The following is a 14,380-nucleotide window of genomic DNA, read 5'->3' on the forward strand; positions in this document are numbered from 1 at the left end:
TAGAGAGTCAATTCGCGTGGCAGCGCGCCGCCACCCGGAACACCCCAGGAAACGCCGGCATCGTCCGGCGTTTTTTCGTAGGTCGGCTTAGCCCGCAGGGCGTAAGCCGACAGGCGCCGCCACGAAGGTGTCAGATTACGCCGCGCTAATCTGACCTGCGCAGCTAAAACTGACATCTATATAGAGAGAGTCAATTCGCGTGGCAGCGCCCCGCCACCCGGAACACTCCAGGAAACGCCGGCACCGTCCGGCGTTTTTTCGTAGGTCGGCTTAGCCCGCAGGGTGTAAGCCGACAGGCGCCGTCACGAAGGTGTCAGATTACGCTGCGCTAATCTGACCTGCGCAGCTAAAACCCGGCCCGGCCCGATTCACTGTATCGCCAGCTGCCGCCCGCCCGTGCCTTCCTTCTTCGGCAAGTCCAGCAGCAGCACGCCATTTTCATAGCGGGCCTGCGCGCCAGCCTCGTCCACCTCGTGCGGCAGCACGAAGCTGCGGTATTGCTGGCCGTACTCGCGTTCGCTGCGCACGGTCTTGCCGCCGCCGTCGCGCGTCACTCTTTCATCCTTGAGTTCGGCACTGATGGAAACGCGGTTGCCGTCGATGGAGACCTTGATATCGTCCTTGTTAACGCCGGGAATGTCCGCCTGCACCTGATACGCTTGTTCGGTTTCGGAGATGTCGACACGCATGCGTGACGATCCCCCGTCGCGCAAGCGCAAGGCGGGGGCGAAAAAGTCGTGCATGAATTCTTCCATGTCGCTGAACGGATCGAAACGTGCCAGCGGGTTTTGCGGATCGCGACGGATCAGTTGATTAGCCATGATGTCCTCCTGCATGGGCTGGTTTGGGTTCGCACACGGCGGTCATCCCCGGGGACGCCGCCACCTCCTGCATCTTAGGATGTCAACAACCAATCTCTTTGATCTGCATCAATCGTCTGCGGCTTGATTTTCCCTCTACTTTGATCTGTGCGTTGCCGCGCTTTGCACGGGCTTATGCGTCAGCAATTGAGCGCAAGGCTGTTATGCTAGCGCACGCCATGCTTCAATACCAGAAAGCTTGCATTTCAATTAAAATTGCTTTTTTTTGCGACAGCCTTACACGGACATAATGAATACCAAGACCCCGATCGATTCCTTCAGCTTTCGCCGCATCCTCGCCCGCAATGTGACCTTGCCGCTGGTCATCGGGGTCGTCACGGCCCTCGTGTTCGTCGCCCTGATCGCCTACCTGCTGTCGGCCCTGCGCTCGGTCGAGCATTCGGAGCGGGTGATCGGCAATGCAAATGAAGTCATGAAGCTGTCGGTCGACCTGGAAACGGGCATGCGCGGCTACCTGCTGACGGGCGACGAAACGTTTCTGGCGCCGTACAAATCGGGCAAGGCGAAGATCGCCGTCGAAATGAGCACCCTGCTTGAACTCGTGTCCGACAGCTCCATCCAGGTGGACCGCTTGCGCCGCATCCGCGCGCTGCAAGGCCAGTGGCTCGATTACGCCGAAGGCGTGATCGCCCAGCGCCGCAACAACCAGGAATTCCTCGCGCGCGTGCGCCAGGGCGAGGGCAAGCTGGAATTCGATGAAATCCGCCGCGAATTCCTCGCCTTCCTGTCCATGGAGCAGCGGTTGCGCCAGGAAAGGGCCGATACGGCCGAAAGCCGCACCATGCTGGCAGTCATCGTGTTCCTCGTCCTCAGCCTGGGATTGTCTGGCTTGCTCGCCTATCTGGGCCGGCGCGAACTGCTGCGCCTGTCCGACATCTATAACGACGCACTCGACCAGCGCGGCAAGGATAACGACGTGCTGCAGGAGCAGGCATGGCTGCGCACGGGGCAGACGGAACTGGCGGCCCACACGAGCGGCCAGCTGGGCTTGCCGCAACTGGGACGGCACGTGCTGGACTTCATGGCCCACCGCCTCGACGTGGCCGTCGCCACCCTGTACGTCGTCGACGAGGATGGCAGCCTGCGCCGCACGGCCGTGTACGGCTTCAACGAACAGGGCGTGAAGGAAAAGCAGGTGTTCAAGCTGGGCGAAGGCCTGGTGGGCGAGACGGCGCGCGAAAAGCGCCTCAGGCATGTGCAGCAAGTACCCGAGAATTACCTGACCGTGACGTCGAGCCTGGGCCGCGGCAAACCGCTGGAACTGGTCCTGGCGCCCGTCAACAACGAAGGCGTCGTCAATGGTGTCATCGAGCTGGGCTTTACGCACCCCGTCAGCGCCCGCGCCAAGGAATGGCTGAACCTGGTCGCCGCGAATGTCGGCACCTCGCTGGAAGCGGCCTTGTACCGCCAGCGCCTGCAAAACATGCTGGAAGAAACCCAGCAACTGAATGAAGAACTGGAAGTGCAGCAGGAAGAGCTGCGCACCGCCAATGAAGAGCTGGGCGAGCAGTCGCGCGTGCTGGAACAGTCGCAAGCCCACCTGGAAGAACAAAAGGCGGCGCTGGAACAGTCGAACGAGCAGCTGGCCGTGCAGGCGCTGTCGCTGGACCAGAAGAACATGGCCATCGGCGAAGCGCACGCCCAGCTGGAAGCCCGCGCGGAAGAGCTGCAGCGGGCCAGCCGCTATAAATCCGAATTCCTGGCGAATATGTCGCACGAGCTGCGCACGCCGCTGAACAGCTCGCTGATCCTGTCGAAGCTGCTGTCGGACAACACCAACGGCAACCTGACCCCGGAGCAAGTGACGTTTGCGCAAACCATTTATTCCGCCGGCAACGATCTGCTCACCCTCATCAACGATATCCTCGACATTTCCAAGGTCGAGGCGGGCAAGCTGGAATTGACGTCGGAAGCCGTGCCCTTTGACGAGCTGCTCAGCAGCATGAAGATGCTGTTCGGCGCCCAGGCACAGCAAAAGAAACTCGTTTTTGACGTCAAGGTGGCGCCGGACACCCCGCCCTCGTTCGTCAGCGACCGCCAGCGCCTGGAACAAATCCTGAAAAACCTGCTGTCGAACGCCATCAAGTTTACCGATACGGGCACCGTGAGCTTGCACGTCAGCAGCGGTGCGGCCGGCCAGGTGCGCTTCCAGGTGCAGGATTCGGGCATCGGCATCGCCGACGACCAGCAGCACAAGATTTTCGACGCCTTCCACCAGGCCGACGGCACCACCAGCCGCCGCTATGGCGGCACGGGCCTGGGCCTGTCGATTTCGCGCGACCTGGCCGCCTTGCTCGGCGGCAGCATCGAGCTGGCCAGCACGCCGGGCCAGGGCAGCACGTTTACATTGATACTGCCGCAGAGCATGCCGGAACGCGAGGCGCAAGCCGCGCCAGCGCCGGCCGCCACGCCGCAAGCGCCCGCAGCCGTCGCCGCGCCCAAGGCGGTACCCGCCGCCAAGCCCGTGCCGCTGCCCACCTTCGACGATGACCGCGATAGCGTGCCGGCCGTCAAGACGGGCCAGCGTTCCGTGCTGGTGATCGAGGATGAACCGTCGTTTGCCGGCATCCTGTTCGACCTCGCGCATGAAATGCAATACCGCTGCCTGGTGGCGCACGGCGCCGACGAAGGCTTGCGCCTGGCCGAGGAGTTCCTGCCCGACGCCATCCTGCTCGACATGGGCTTGCCGGACCGTCCTGGCTTGCTCGTCTTGCAGCAGCTCAAGGAAAACCCGCTGACGCGCCACATTCCCGTGCACATCGTCTCCGGCAATGACCAGGTACAGGAAGCCATGCAGCTGGGTGCCATCGGCTACGCCACCAAGCCGCGCACGCGCGAGCAGCTGAAGGAAGTGTTCCGCAAGCTCGAATCGAAGTTCACGCAGCAGATGAAGCGCATCCTGCTGGTCGAGGACGACGAACGCCAGCGCGAAAGCGTGGTGCACCTGATCAGCGACGACGACGTGGAAATCACGGCCGTGGCGCTGGGCGAGCAGGCGCTGGAATTGCTGAAGACGCAGATTTTCGACTGCATGATCATCGACTTGAAGTTGCCCGATATCCAGGGCAATGAATTGCTCGAACGCATGGAGCATGAAGAGCTGTGCTCGTTCCCGCCCGTCATCGTCTACACGGGCCGCAACCTGAGCCGCGAGGAAGAAGCGGACCTGATGAAGTATTCGCGCTCCATCATCATCAAGGGCGCCCGCTCGCCCGAACGCCTGCTCGACGAAGTCACCCTCTTCCTGCACAAGGTGGAGTCGGAACTGTCGAGCGAGCGCCAGGGCATGCTGCAGCAGGTGCGCAGCCGCGAGCGCGTGTTTGAAGGGCGCAAGATATTGCTGGTGGACGACGACGTGCGCAATATCTTTGCACTGACCAATGCGCTGGAACAGAAAGGCGTGGTGGTGGAAATCGGCCGCAACGGCTTCGAAGCCATCAGCAAGCTCAACAGTGTGGACGATATCGATCTCGTATTGATGGACGTCATGATGCCGGGCATGGATGGCCTGGAAGCGACGCGCCTCATCCGCGCCGATGGCCGCTACAACAAGCTGCCCATCATCGCAATTACCGCCAAGGCCATGAAGAATGACCAGGAAGAATGCCTGCAGGCGGGCGCGTCCGACTACCTGGCCAAGCCGATCGACCTCGACCGTTTGTATTCGCTGCTGCGCGTGTGGATGCCGAAGATGGAACGCATCTGATGTCCCAGCGCAGCACCGACGCGCAACTGCAGGCGCTGATGGAAGCGCTGTACCAGCGCTACAGCTATGATTTTCGCGACTATTCCCTGCCCTCGCAGCGGCGCCGCCTCAATCACGCGCTCGAGCGTCTGCACTGCACCGACGTGCCGACCCTGCAGCAACTGGTGCTGGACGACGCGGCCGCCTTTGGCGATCTGCTGCAGATTTTGACCGTGCCGGTCACGCAAATGTTCCGCGACCCCGCATTTTTCCTCGCCTTGCGCGAACACGTGGTGCCCGTGCTGAAAACCTACCCCTCGCCGACGATCTGGGTGGCCGGCTGCTGCACGGGCGAAGAGGCGCTGTCGCTGGCCATCGTGCTGCACGAGGAAGGCTTGCTCGAGCGCAGCACGATTTACGCCACCGACATCAATCCGCAAGCGCTGGCCACGGCCGCGCGCGGCGTGTATCCGCTGCACCGGCTCGATGAATATGGCGCCAATTACCTGGCCGCAGGCGGCCTGGGCGAACTGGCCGAGTATTACACGGTCGAACATGCCACCGCGCGTTTCCAGCAGCGCTTGCTCGACAGCATCAACTTTGCCGACCACAGCCTGTCCACGGACAGCGTGTTTATTGAAACGCAATTGATTTTGTGCCGTAACGTACTGATTTACTTTAATAAAACCTTGCAGGAGCGGGCCCTGGGCCTGTTCCACGATTCGCTGTGCCACCGGGGCTTCCTGGGACTGGGCAGCAAGGAAAGCACGCATTTCACGCGCTTTGCCGCCGACTTCGAACCATTGCCGGGTCCCGAAAAGCTCTACCGCAAGCGTGCGCCGTCGCACGCCGCTTCCCACTACGCTGGACGGCACATGCCAGGAATGAAACATGATGAATGAAACGAGCACCAAACTATTGATCGTCGACGACTTGCCGGAAAACTTGCGCGCGCTCAATGCGCTGATACGCGAGAGCGACCGCAGCGTCTACCAGGCCTCGTCCGGCGAAGAAGCGCTGGCCTTGCTGCTCGAGCACGATTTCGCGCTGGCCATCCTCGACGTGCAAATGCCGGAAATGGATGGTTTTGAATTGGCGCAATTGATGCGCGGCACGGAAAAGACGCGCCACATCCCCATCGTCTTCGTCACGGCGGCCGGCAAGGAAATGAATTTCGCCTTCCAGGGCTATGAAAGCGGCGCCGTCGATTTCCTGCACAAGCCGCTCGACATCAATGCCGTGCAAAGCAAGGTCAACGTCTTCGTTGCCCTGCACCAGCAGCGCAGCGAGACGCGGCGCCAGGTGCAGGCGCTCGAGCACAGCCGCCAGCAGCAGGAAGCGTTATTGAGGGAATTGCGCGCCACGCAAGCTGAACTGCAGCGCTCGCTACGCCTGCGCGACGAATTCATGTCCATGGTGGCGCACGAATTGCGCACGCCCCTGAACACCCTGTTCCTGGAAACGCAGATGCGCACCGTCAACCTGGAACGGGGCAATCTGGCCGCTTTCGAGCCGGACAAGCTGGGCAAGATGGTGGCGCGCGACGGACGCCAGATTCGCAGCATGGTGCGCCTGATCGACGACATGCTCGACGTGTCGCGCATCACCAGCGGCAAGCTGTCGATTCGCCGCGAAGCCGTCGACCTGACCAGCCTCGTGCGCCGCGTGGCGGACGACCTGGGCCCATATGCCGCCGCCGCGGGCAGCGTGCTGGAAGTGATGGCCTTCGAGCCCATCGAGGGTTACTGGGACGCCTTCCGCGTCGAACAGATCGTCGTCAACCTGATCAGCAATGCCGTACGCTATGGCCAGGGCCAGCCCGTGGAAATCAGCCTGGCCCACACGCAGAACAGCGCCGTCATCGAAGTGCGCGACCATGGCATCGGCATCAACGCGCGCGACCAGGAACGCATCTTCGACGCCTTCGAGCGCGTCATGCACCAGGACCGCACGGGTGGCCTGGGCCTGGGCCTGTTCATCACCAAGCAGCTGGTCGACGCGCATGGCGGCGCCATCACCCTGCAAAGCCAGCCCGGCAATGGCGCCCTGTTCAGCGTCACCCTGCCGCTGGCCGGCAGCTGAGGCCCCCATGAGCAGCACACCCGCCCACCGCAGCCAGGCCGGCGCCAGCGGCGTCGCCTTTCTGCTGCAACTGGAACGCCGGCTGCGCCTGCTGCAAGACACGGGAGACATCCTCTCGCTGTCGGCACAGCTGCTGGGACAGCGCCTGGGCGCCCAGCAAGTGGCCTGTTTCGATATCGACCAGACCCTGCAATCGCCCACCCTGCAGCATGCGTGGAGCGACGGCCTGGCGCCGGGCGCCGCCGGCGAATATTTCCTCGGCGATTATGCCGCCCGCCTGGCCGATGCCTTGGCCGCCGGCCAGGCGCTGGCCGTCAGCGACGTGGCCAGCGACCCGCGCACGGCCATGCCGGCCGCGCTGGCCACGTTCGCGCGCCTGGGCATCCGTGCCTTCCTGAACATTCCCATTGCCAAGGATGGCCGGCTGGCGGCCCTGTTCGTCGTGCACAGCAGCGCGGCGCGCCTGTGGCATGCGGACGAGATCGAACTGGCCGTGCAAGTATCGGAGCGCGTGTGGTCGACCATTTTGCGGGCCCAGGCGGAAGCGCGTCTGCATGCCCTGACTGCCAGCATGGAAACGCAGGTGGCCGAGCGCACGCGCGAATTCGGCCGCACCTGGAACGTCAGCCCCGATCTGCTGGGCGTGCTCAACCTCGACGGCTATTTCGAGCATTCGAACCCCGCCTGGCAAGCCACCTTGGGCTGGTCGACGGAAGAAATCCGCACGACGAAATTCTTTGAACTGATCCACCCGGACGACTTGCCGCGCACCTATGCGGCCTGGGATGCCGCCAACCAGGGACAGCCGGCGCTGCGCTTCGAGAACCGCTACCGTCACAAGCTGGGCGGCTGGCACTGGCTGTCGTGGGTAGCCGTGCCCGAAGGCGAAAAGGTATATTGCAGCGCGCGCGACATTACCGTGGAAAAGAAGCTGGAAGCGGAACTGGCCGCGCGCAACAGCGAGCGCGAGCGCCTGTGGCGCAGCGCGCAAGACCTGATGGTGGCCATCGATGCGGAAGGCTGCTTTACCGCCGTCAACCCGGCCGCCGGCGCCATCCTGGGCTGGCTACCCGAGGAAATGCTGGGTCGCAGCCTGTTCGATTTCGTCCTGCCCGAGGATGCCGCCGCCACGCGCCAGGCGCTGGCGCAGGTGGCGCAAGATGCCCTGCCCAGCTTTGAAAACCGCTACCGGCACCGCGATGGCGGCCACCGCTGGCTATCGTGGGTGGCGGCCATCGAAGGCGACCTGATATTTGCCACCGGGCGCCACGTCACGGTGGAAAAAGAAGCGCAAAACACCCTGCGCCGCATGCAGGAATCGTTGCGCCACAGCGAGATGGCCCTGCTGCAATCGCAAAAGCTCGAAGCGCTGGGCAAGCTGACGGGCGGCGTGGCCCATGATTTCAATAACGTGCTGCAAATTATCTCGGGCAATCTGCAACTGCTGCAGCTGAGCCTGGACAACGATCCGCAGGCCGCCAAGCGCATCGCCAGCGCCTCGGCCGCCGTGGACCGGGGCGCCAAGCTGTCGGCCCAACTGCTGGCCTTTGCGCGGCGCCAGCCCTTGAAACCGCTGGTGACGGACCTGGCGCAGCTGTTGCGCGCAACGGAAGAGCTGCTGCGGCGCGCCACGGGCGAAACCATCGAGACGCGCTGGCTGCTGGCCGACGACTGCTGGTGCGCCCTGGTCGACCCGCACCAGCTGGAAAACGTCATCCTCAACCTGGCCATCAATGCGCGCGACGCCATGGATGGCCAGGGTCAGCTGACCATTGAACTGAGCAACATCGTGCTGGGCAGCGACTACGCGGCCCTCCATGCGGACGTGGCGCCCGGCGATTACGTGCAACTGGCCGTCTCGGATACGGGCACGGGCATTCCCGCCGAGCTGCTGGACAAGATTTTCGAACCGTTCTTCACGACCAAGAAGGAAGGCGAAGGCACGGGCCTGGGCCTGTCCATGGCCTACGGCTTCCTGCGCCAGAGCGGCGGCCACCTGACGGTGGACAGCTTGCCGGGCCATGGCAGCACCTTCCGCATCTATCTGCCGCGCTCGCTCGAAGCGGAAACGGAGCTGCCGCTGCAGCTGGACGGCCCCGTGCTGGGCGGCAAGGAAACCATCCTCGTCGTGGAAGACGACGTGCATGTGCAGACGACGGTGGTCGACATGTTGCGCGGCCTCGGTTACGTCGTGCTGCGCGCCAGCGATGGCGAAAGCGCGCTGGCCGTCATCGGCAGCGGCGTGCCCATCGACCTGCTGTTTACGGACGTGGTGATGCCGGGCAAGGTGGCCAGCACGGCGCTGGCCCGCCAGGCCCGCGTGCTGCTGCCGCAGCTGGCCGTATTGTTTACCTCGGGCTATACGCAGGACGCCATGATGCAGGGCGGCCGGCTGGAACCGGGCGTGGAGTTGTTGAGCAAGCCGTACCGGCGCGAAGACCTGGCGCGGCGCATCCGCCACCTGCTGGCCAACGGCCGCCACGTGACGGCCCTGCATCAATACCGGGCACAGCTGGCGCCGCAACCTGCAGCACCCGTGCAGCCGGCGGGACGCCATATTTTATTGGTGGAAGATAATGCGGATGCGCGCGCCATGACGAGCGAATTGCTGGCCATGCTGGGCCATACGGTGCTGGCCGTGGGCACGGCCGAGGAAGCCTTGCCCCTGCTGGGCACGCCGGGACTGGACTTGCTGCTGACCGATATCAGTCTGCCGCGCATGTCGGGCGCCGAGCTGGCCGAGCTGGCGGCGCGCGACTATCCGCAGCTGGAAGTCGTGTTTTCCACCGGCCATGCGCCGGCCAATTCCGGCGTGCTGGACCCGCAGGCGCGCTTCCTGGTGAAACCATTTACCGTCAAGCAATTGCAGCAAGCCTTGCTCGCGCCAACCGAGCAAACACCAAGCTAATAGACGTCGAGCCGGCGCGCCTTCAGTGCGCTGGCCAGTTCTTCCAGGCCAAACGGCTTGCGCAGGAAGCGTGCGCTGGCATCGTGCATCAGGCTGGCGCCCCAGTCGTGCCCGGAAGCAAACACCACGTCCAGCTGCGGCCAGTGCGCGCGCGCATGGCGCGCCAGTTCCAGGCCCGACATGGTGGGCAGGCTGATATCCGTCACCAGCACGTCCAGGCCGGGCATGGCCAACAGCGGCATGGCCGCTTCCGCGCTGGCCACGCCATGTACGGTATGGCCCAGCATATTGAGCATTTCCGTCGTCATTTCGCGCGCATCGTCATTGTCTTCCACCAGCAGGATGCGCCGGCCGGACGGGTCCGGCGCACCCACGAGGCGCCGGTCGGCCAGCACATGGCGGATGCGCCGCGCCAGGTCTTCGCGCTGGTAGGGTTTGCTGAGCAGTTCCACGCCCGGGTCCAGGCGCCCGCCCTGCATGATGGCGTTGTGCGTGTAGCCCGAGGTAAACAATACGGCCAGCTCCGGCAGCAGCAGCCTGGCCTGCTGCGCCAGCTGCTTGCTGCTGACGGGTCCCGGCATGACCACGTCCGTAAACAGCAGGTCGATGGCCACGCCCGTGCCCAGCAGGGCCAGGGCCGAAGCGCCGTCGTCCGCATGCAGCACGTCGTAGCCGAGGCCGCGCAGCATGTCGACCACCGTGTGCTGCACGGGCGCATCGTCTTCCACGACGAGGATGGTCTCGCCGCCGCCCAGTACGGGGCCCGTCAGGCTGGGCGGCGGTTCGGCCAGCTTTTCCAGCGAACGGGGCAGGTATATCTTGAACGTCGTGCCGGCGCCGGGCGCGCTGCGCACCTTGATGTGGCCCGCGCTCTGGCGGATGAAGCCGTAGGCCATCGACAGGCCCAGGCCCGTGCCCTCGCCTTCGCGCTTGGTGGTGAAGAAGGGCTCGAAGATCTGGTCGATCACGTCGCGCTCCATGCCATGGCCCGTGTCGGTAATGGTCAACAGCACGTATTGCCCTTCCAGCACGTCCGCATGCTGGCTCGCATAGGCGGCGTCGAGCGTGACGTTGCTCAAGGTAAAAGTCAGGCGTCCGCCCTTGTCCATCGCGTCGCGCGCATTGATGGCCATGTTCAGCAGCACGTTTTCCATCTGGTTCGGGTCGACCAGGGTATGCCAGAGGCCTTCGCTGATGAAGGTTTCCTCGCTAATCGCCTCGCCCAGTGCGCGGCGGATCAGCTCATGCATGCGGCGCAACAAGCGGCCCAGGTCCGTCACCAGCGGTTTCAACGGCTGGCGCCGCGCAAAGGCCAGCAGTTGCGACGACAGCTTGGCGCCCCGCTCGACGGCCGAGGCAGCCGAATCGAGGCGGCGGGCCGCCTGGGGATTGTCGGCCACCGTCAGTTTCAGCAACTGCAAATTGCCGGAAATGATCTGCAGGACGTTATTGAAATCGTGGGCCACGCCGCCCGTCAGCTTGCCGATCGATTCCAGTTTTTGCGCCTGCAATAAAGCTTGCTCGCTGCGCACCAGCGCCAGCCGCGCCTCTTTTTCATCGGTGACGTCGCGGCCGATGGCGTGGATCAGCTTTTGCGCCGGCACGGCCGTCCAGGATATCCAGCGGTAGCCGCCATCGCGGCGCCGGTAACGGTTTTCCATGCGCAAGGTGGGTGCGCCGTGGGCCAGGCGCGACAAATCCTGCAGGGCCGCCATGCGGTCGTCGGGATGCACGAGGCTGATGAAGTCCATGCCCAGCGATTCGACTTCCGGGCGCTCGAGGATCTTGCTCCAGGCGGGGTTGACGGCGATGATCATGCCGGACAGGTCGGCCACCAGCATGATGTCGGTCGACAGCCGCCACATGCGGTCGCGGTCCGCCGTGCGGTTGGCCATTTCCACTTCCAGCGAGGAATTCAGGTAGGCCATCTTTTCCAGCACGTTCTTCTGTTCCTGCACGTCCGTATTCGTGCCCACCCAGCGCAGCACCTTTCCCGCCTCGTCGAACAGGGGCAAGGCGCGCGCGAGGAACCAGCGGTAGGCGCCGTCGCTGGCGCGGCGCATGCGAAATTCGCATTCATAGGCGCTGGCCGTGGCGACGGCCTGGTCCCAGCTTTTCTGCGTGGGCTGCACGTCGTCCGGATGCACGCAGTGGCGAAAACCGCTGGTGACGAGCGACTTCAGCGATTGTCCCGTGTATTCGCAGACCTGTTCGTTGACCCAGTAAGTGGTGCCGTTGCCATGCGCCAGCCAGGCCTGGTTGGGCATGGTGGAGGCGAGCGAACGGAACTGCGCTTCGCTGTCGAGCAAGGCATTGCGCGCCTGCCAGTGTTCGTCGATATCCTCGCACGAGCCATACCATTTCACGGCCTGGCCCCGCTCGTCGTGCCGGCAATACGCGCGCGAATGCACCCAGCGATACTGGCCGTCCTGCAGGCGCACGCGCATTTCCTGGTCCAGCGGCTGGCCGCTGCCCACCGCCTCGCTCCACGCCGCCAGGACACGGGGCACGTCCTCGGGGTGGATGGCGTCCAGCCAGTTGTCGCCCAGGCCGTTGCAGCCCGTCCATTCGCGCCAGCGCTGCGCCACATAATCGAGCTTGCCGTCGACGTCGGCCGTCCACAGCACTTGCGTATTGAGTTCGATGGCGTAATGAAAGTGTTCGCGGCTCTCGTGCAGCGCCTGTTCCAGCTGGCCCCGCTCGATCACATGCGCGGCCACGCGCGCGGCCAGCGCCAGCAATTCGATCTCCGGTTGCGTGGGATGGCATGGCGCCTGGAAAAACAGGCCCAGCACGCCGAGGATATGGCCTTTGGCGCCAAACACGGGGGCGACCCAGCATGCACGGTAGCCGTGCAACAAGGCTTCCTTGCGTCCCGCGCTCCAGTGCACGTCGCGCGTGATGTCGCCGCAATACACGGGCGCGCCGGAAAAGGCCGCCGTGCCTAACGGGGAAGGCTGTTCGCCGCCATGGCGCAAGGCCAGGCACAGGTCTTGCGGCAAGCTGGGCGCGGACAAGCCGCAGAAGCGGTCGGACTCGTCGATCAGCACGAGGCAGCCATGTGCGCCGCCGTCGGCCAGCGCTTGCAGCGCCAGCAACAAATGCTCCAATGCATGGGCCAGGCCGGCGCCTGCCGCGATGCTGCCCAGCGCACTATGCTCGGCGTCCAGCAATGAAAGGATGTTGTTTGCTTGCACCGTGTCCATATGGGGAAAACTGATGCCCGGAATATACCATGGGGCAACCCTCCCGCAGGAGGAAAACAGTGCATCGCTTGATCTCCGCCCCCATGCGGCCCTATGCTAAAGTGTTGCTCTCTTCTCAAGCGAATCCCAGCATGCCTACCTCCTTGCCGTCCTCCCTGATCGCCACCGCCTTGCTCGCCTCTGCCCACGGCGCCGTCGCCGCCCCCATGAGCCTGGACGACTACCTGGCCCTGAACGGCCCACCGCCCACGGCGCAGATCGCCTATGGCCCCGCGCCGTCGCAATACGCGCAGCTGTTCAAGCCCGAAGGCAAGGGACCGTTCCCCGTCGTCGTGCTCGTGCATGGCGGCTGCTGGACGGTGGCCTTCGGCGGCATCAAGCAGATGCGCAACGTGGCCGGCGCCCTCGTCGCACAAGGCATCGCCGTGTGGAATGTGGAGTACCGCCGGGTGGACGAGCCGGGCGGCGGCTACCCGGGCACCTACGAAGACATGCACGCGGCGCTCGACAGCCTGCGGCAGCACGCGCCCCGGTACCAGCTGGACGTGAACCGCATCGTCGCCATGGGCCACTCGGCCGGCGGCCAGCTGGTGCAATGGATCGCCGGAAGGGAAAAACTGCCGAAGACCAGCCCCCTGTACCGCGACAACTATCTGCCGGTCAAAAACATTGTCAGCCTGGGCGGCCTGGCCGACCTGCGCCATGAGAAAGACCTGATCAAGACCAGCTGCGAGCGCGACATCGCCCAGCTGGCAGGCCAGCCCAGCACTGAGCGCCCCGACATCTACAGCGACACCAACGCCGCCGACCTGATCCCCAACGGCAGCCGCACCGTCCTGGCCACGGGAGAACTCGACACCATCTCCCCTCCCCGCGTCGCGCACGACTACGCGGCCAGGGCCAAGCTAGCTGGCGACCATGCGGAGGTGCTGATCTTGCCCGGAGCCAGCCATTATGACGAGATTGCGGCGACGTCGAATGCCTGGAAGATGATTTTGCCCGTGATTCGGCAGATGCTGGGGATGGCGGGCGATCAGAACCAATAAGACAATTGATCAATGCATGCGAATACGCAATTTTCGAACCGGGCGATGAAGGTAAACCATGCGGGAGAGCAAGGTGCCATCAGCATTTATACCGGCCAGATCTTCGTCGCCCGTTTGACCGCAAGCCATCTCGTGCCGGAACTGCGGGCCTTCAGGGCGCATGAGCAGGAGCACAGGACGATATTTCATGACGTTCTCGAACGCCGTGGCTTGCCGCGCTGCCGCAGCTATTCCCTGTGTGCGGCGGGTGGCTATGCGCTGGGCATCGCCACGGGGCTGTGCGGTGCGCGCGCGATCTCGCTGACCACCGTGGCCGTCGAACGGGTGGTCCTGCAGCACCTGCGGCACCAACTCACTATGTTGAGCGACGACGATGATGCGGCTGGCGCCATTAAAGCAATCCTCAGGGACGAGCAGGAACATCACGACCAGGCATCCATCTACGCGCAAGGCAGCGGGATGTTCGGACGCATGCTGAGCGCTATGGTATCCGGCGCCACGGAATCGGTGATCTGGCTGGGAATGCGCCTTTAGTCATACTGCTATTATTGGCCCACGCGGAAAGCGGCCAG

General features: G+C 64.0%; 8 protein-coding genes. 6 read left to right on the forward strand and 2 right to left on the reverse strand.

Annotation, left to right across the window (positions count from 1 at the left end; genetic code table 11):
* Window positions 1-368: 368 nt before the first annotated feature.
* Window positions 369-821 carry an Hsp20/alpha crystallin family protein gene (locus tag CLU90_RS05265; protein ID WP_046683070.1) on the reverse strand — a complete coding sequence of 151 codons (453 nt, stop codon included), beginning with the start codon at window positions 819-821 and terminating at the stop codon, window positions 369-371.
* Window positions 822-1,110: 289 nt separating this feature from the next.
* Here CLU90_RS05265 and CLU90_RS05270 point away from each other — a divergent pair, with 289 nt between their 5' ends.
* Genes CLU90_RS05270 through CLU90_RS05285 form a run of 4 tightly spaced genes read left to right on the forward strand, consistent with a single transcriptional unit; the run spans window position 1,111 to window position 9,556 of the window.
* The gene (locus tag CLU90_RS05270; RefSeq protein ID WP_092708325.1) at window positions 1,111-4,587 is read left to right on the forward strand and encodes a response regulator; all 3,477 of its coding nucleotides are present in this window, start codon (window positions 1,111-1,113) and stop codon (window positions 4,585-4,587) included.
* Entirely contained in the window at window positions 4,587-5,468 is an 882-nt protein-coding gene (locus CLU90_RS05275; RefSeq protein WP_092708328.1) for a CheR family methyltransferase, read from the forward strand. The genes CLU90_RS05270 and CLU90_RS05275 overlap by 1 nt, the downstream gene beginning before the upstream one ends.
* Window positions 5,458-6,648, forward strand: a complete 1,191-nt coding sequence (locus CLU90_RS05280) for a hybrid sensor histidine kinase/response regulator (protein WP_232731082.1) — start codon at window positions 5,458-5,460, stop codon at window positions 6,646-6,648. The genes CLU90_RS05275 and CLU90_RS05280 overlap by 11 nt, the downstream gene beginning before the upstream one ends.
* 7 nt (window positions 6,649-6,655) lie before the next feature.
* On the forward strand, window positions 6,656-9,556 hold the full coding sequence (locus CLU90_RS05285; RefSeq protein ID WP_198511149.1) for a hybrid sensor histidine kinase/response regulator: 2,901 nt from the start codon (window positions 6,656-6,658) through the stop codon (window positions 9,554-9,556).
* Here CLU90_RS05285 and CLU90_RS05290 read toward each other — a convergent pair.
* Window positions 9,553-12,753 carry a PAS domain-containing protein gene (locus tag CLU90_RS05290; protein WP_232731083.1) on the reverse strand — a complete coding sequence of 1,067 codons (3,201 nt, stop codon included), beginning with the start codon at window positions 12,751-12,753 and terminating at the stop codon, window positions 9,553-9,555. The two genes, CLU90_RS05285 and CLU90_RS05290, sit on opposite strands and share 4 nt — an antisense overlap.
* A 140-nt stretch (window positions 12,754-12,893) precedes the next feature.
* Here CLU90_RS05290 and CLU90_RS05295 point away from each other — a divergent pair, with 140 nt between their 5' ends.
* Together CLU90_RS05295 and CLU90_RS05300 are read left to right on the forward strand one after the other, a co-directional pair.
* A complete protein-coding gene (locus CLU90_RS05295; protein WP_092708337.1) occupies window positions 12,894-13,808 on the forward strand; it encodes an alpha/beta hydrolase in 915 nt (304 codons plus the stop codon).
* A gap of 12 nt (window positions 13,809-13,820) precedes the next feature.
* A complete protein-coding gene (locus CLU90_RS05300; protein ID WP_092708340.1) occupies window positions 13,821-14,342 on the forward strand; it encodes a demethoxyubiquinone hydroxylase family protein in 522 nt (173 codons plus the stop codon).
* Window positions 14,343-14,380 lie beyond the last annotated feature (38 nt).

The sequence above is a fragment of the Janthinobacterium sp. 67 genome (genome assembly GCF_002797895.1).
Lineage (GTDB): Bacteria > Pseudomonadota > Gammaproteobacteria > Burkholderiales > Burkholderiaceae_D > Janthinobacterium.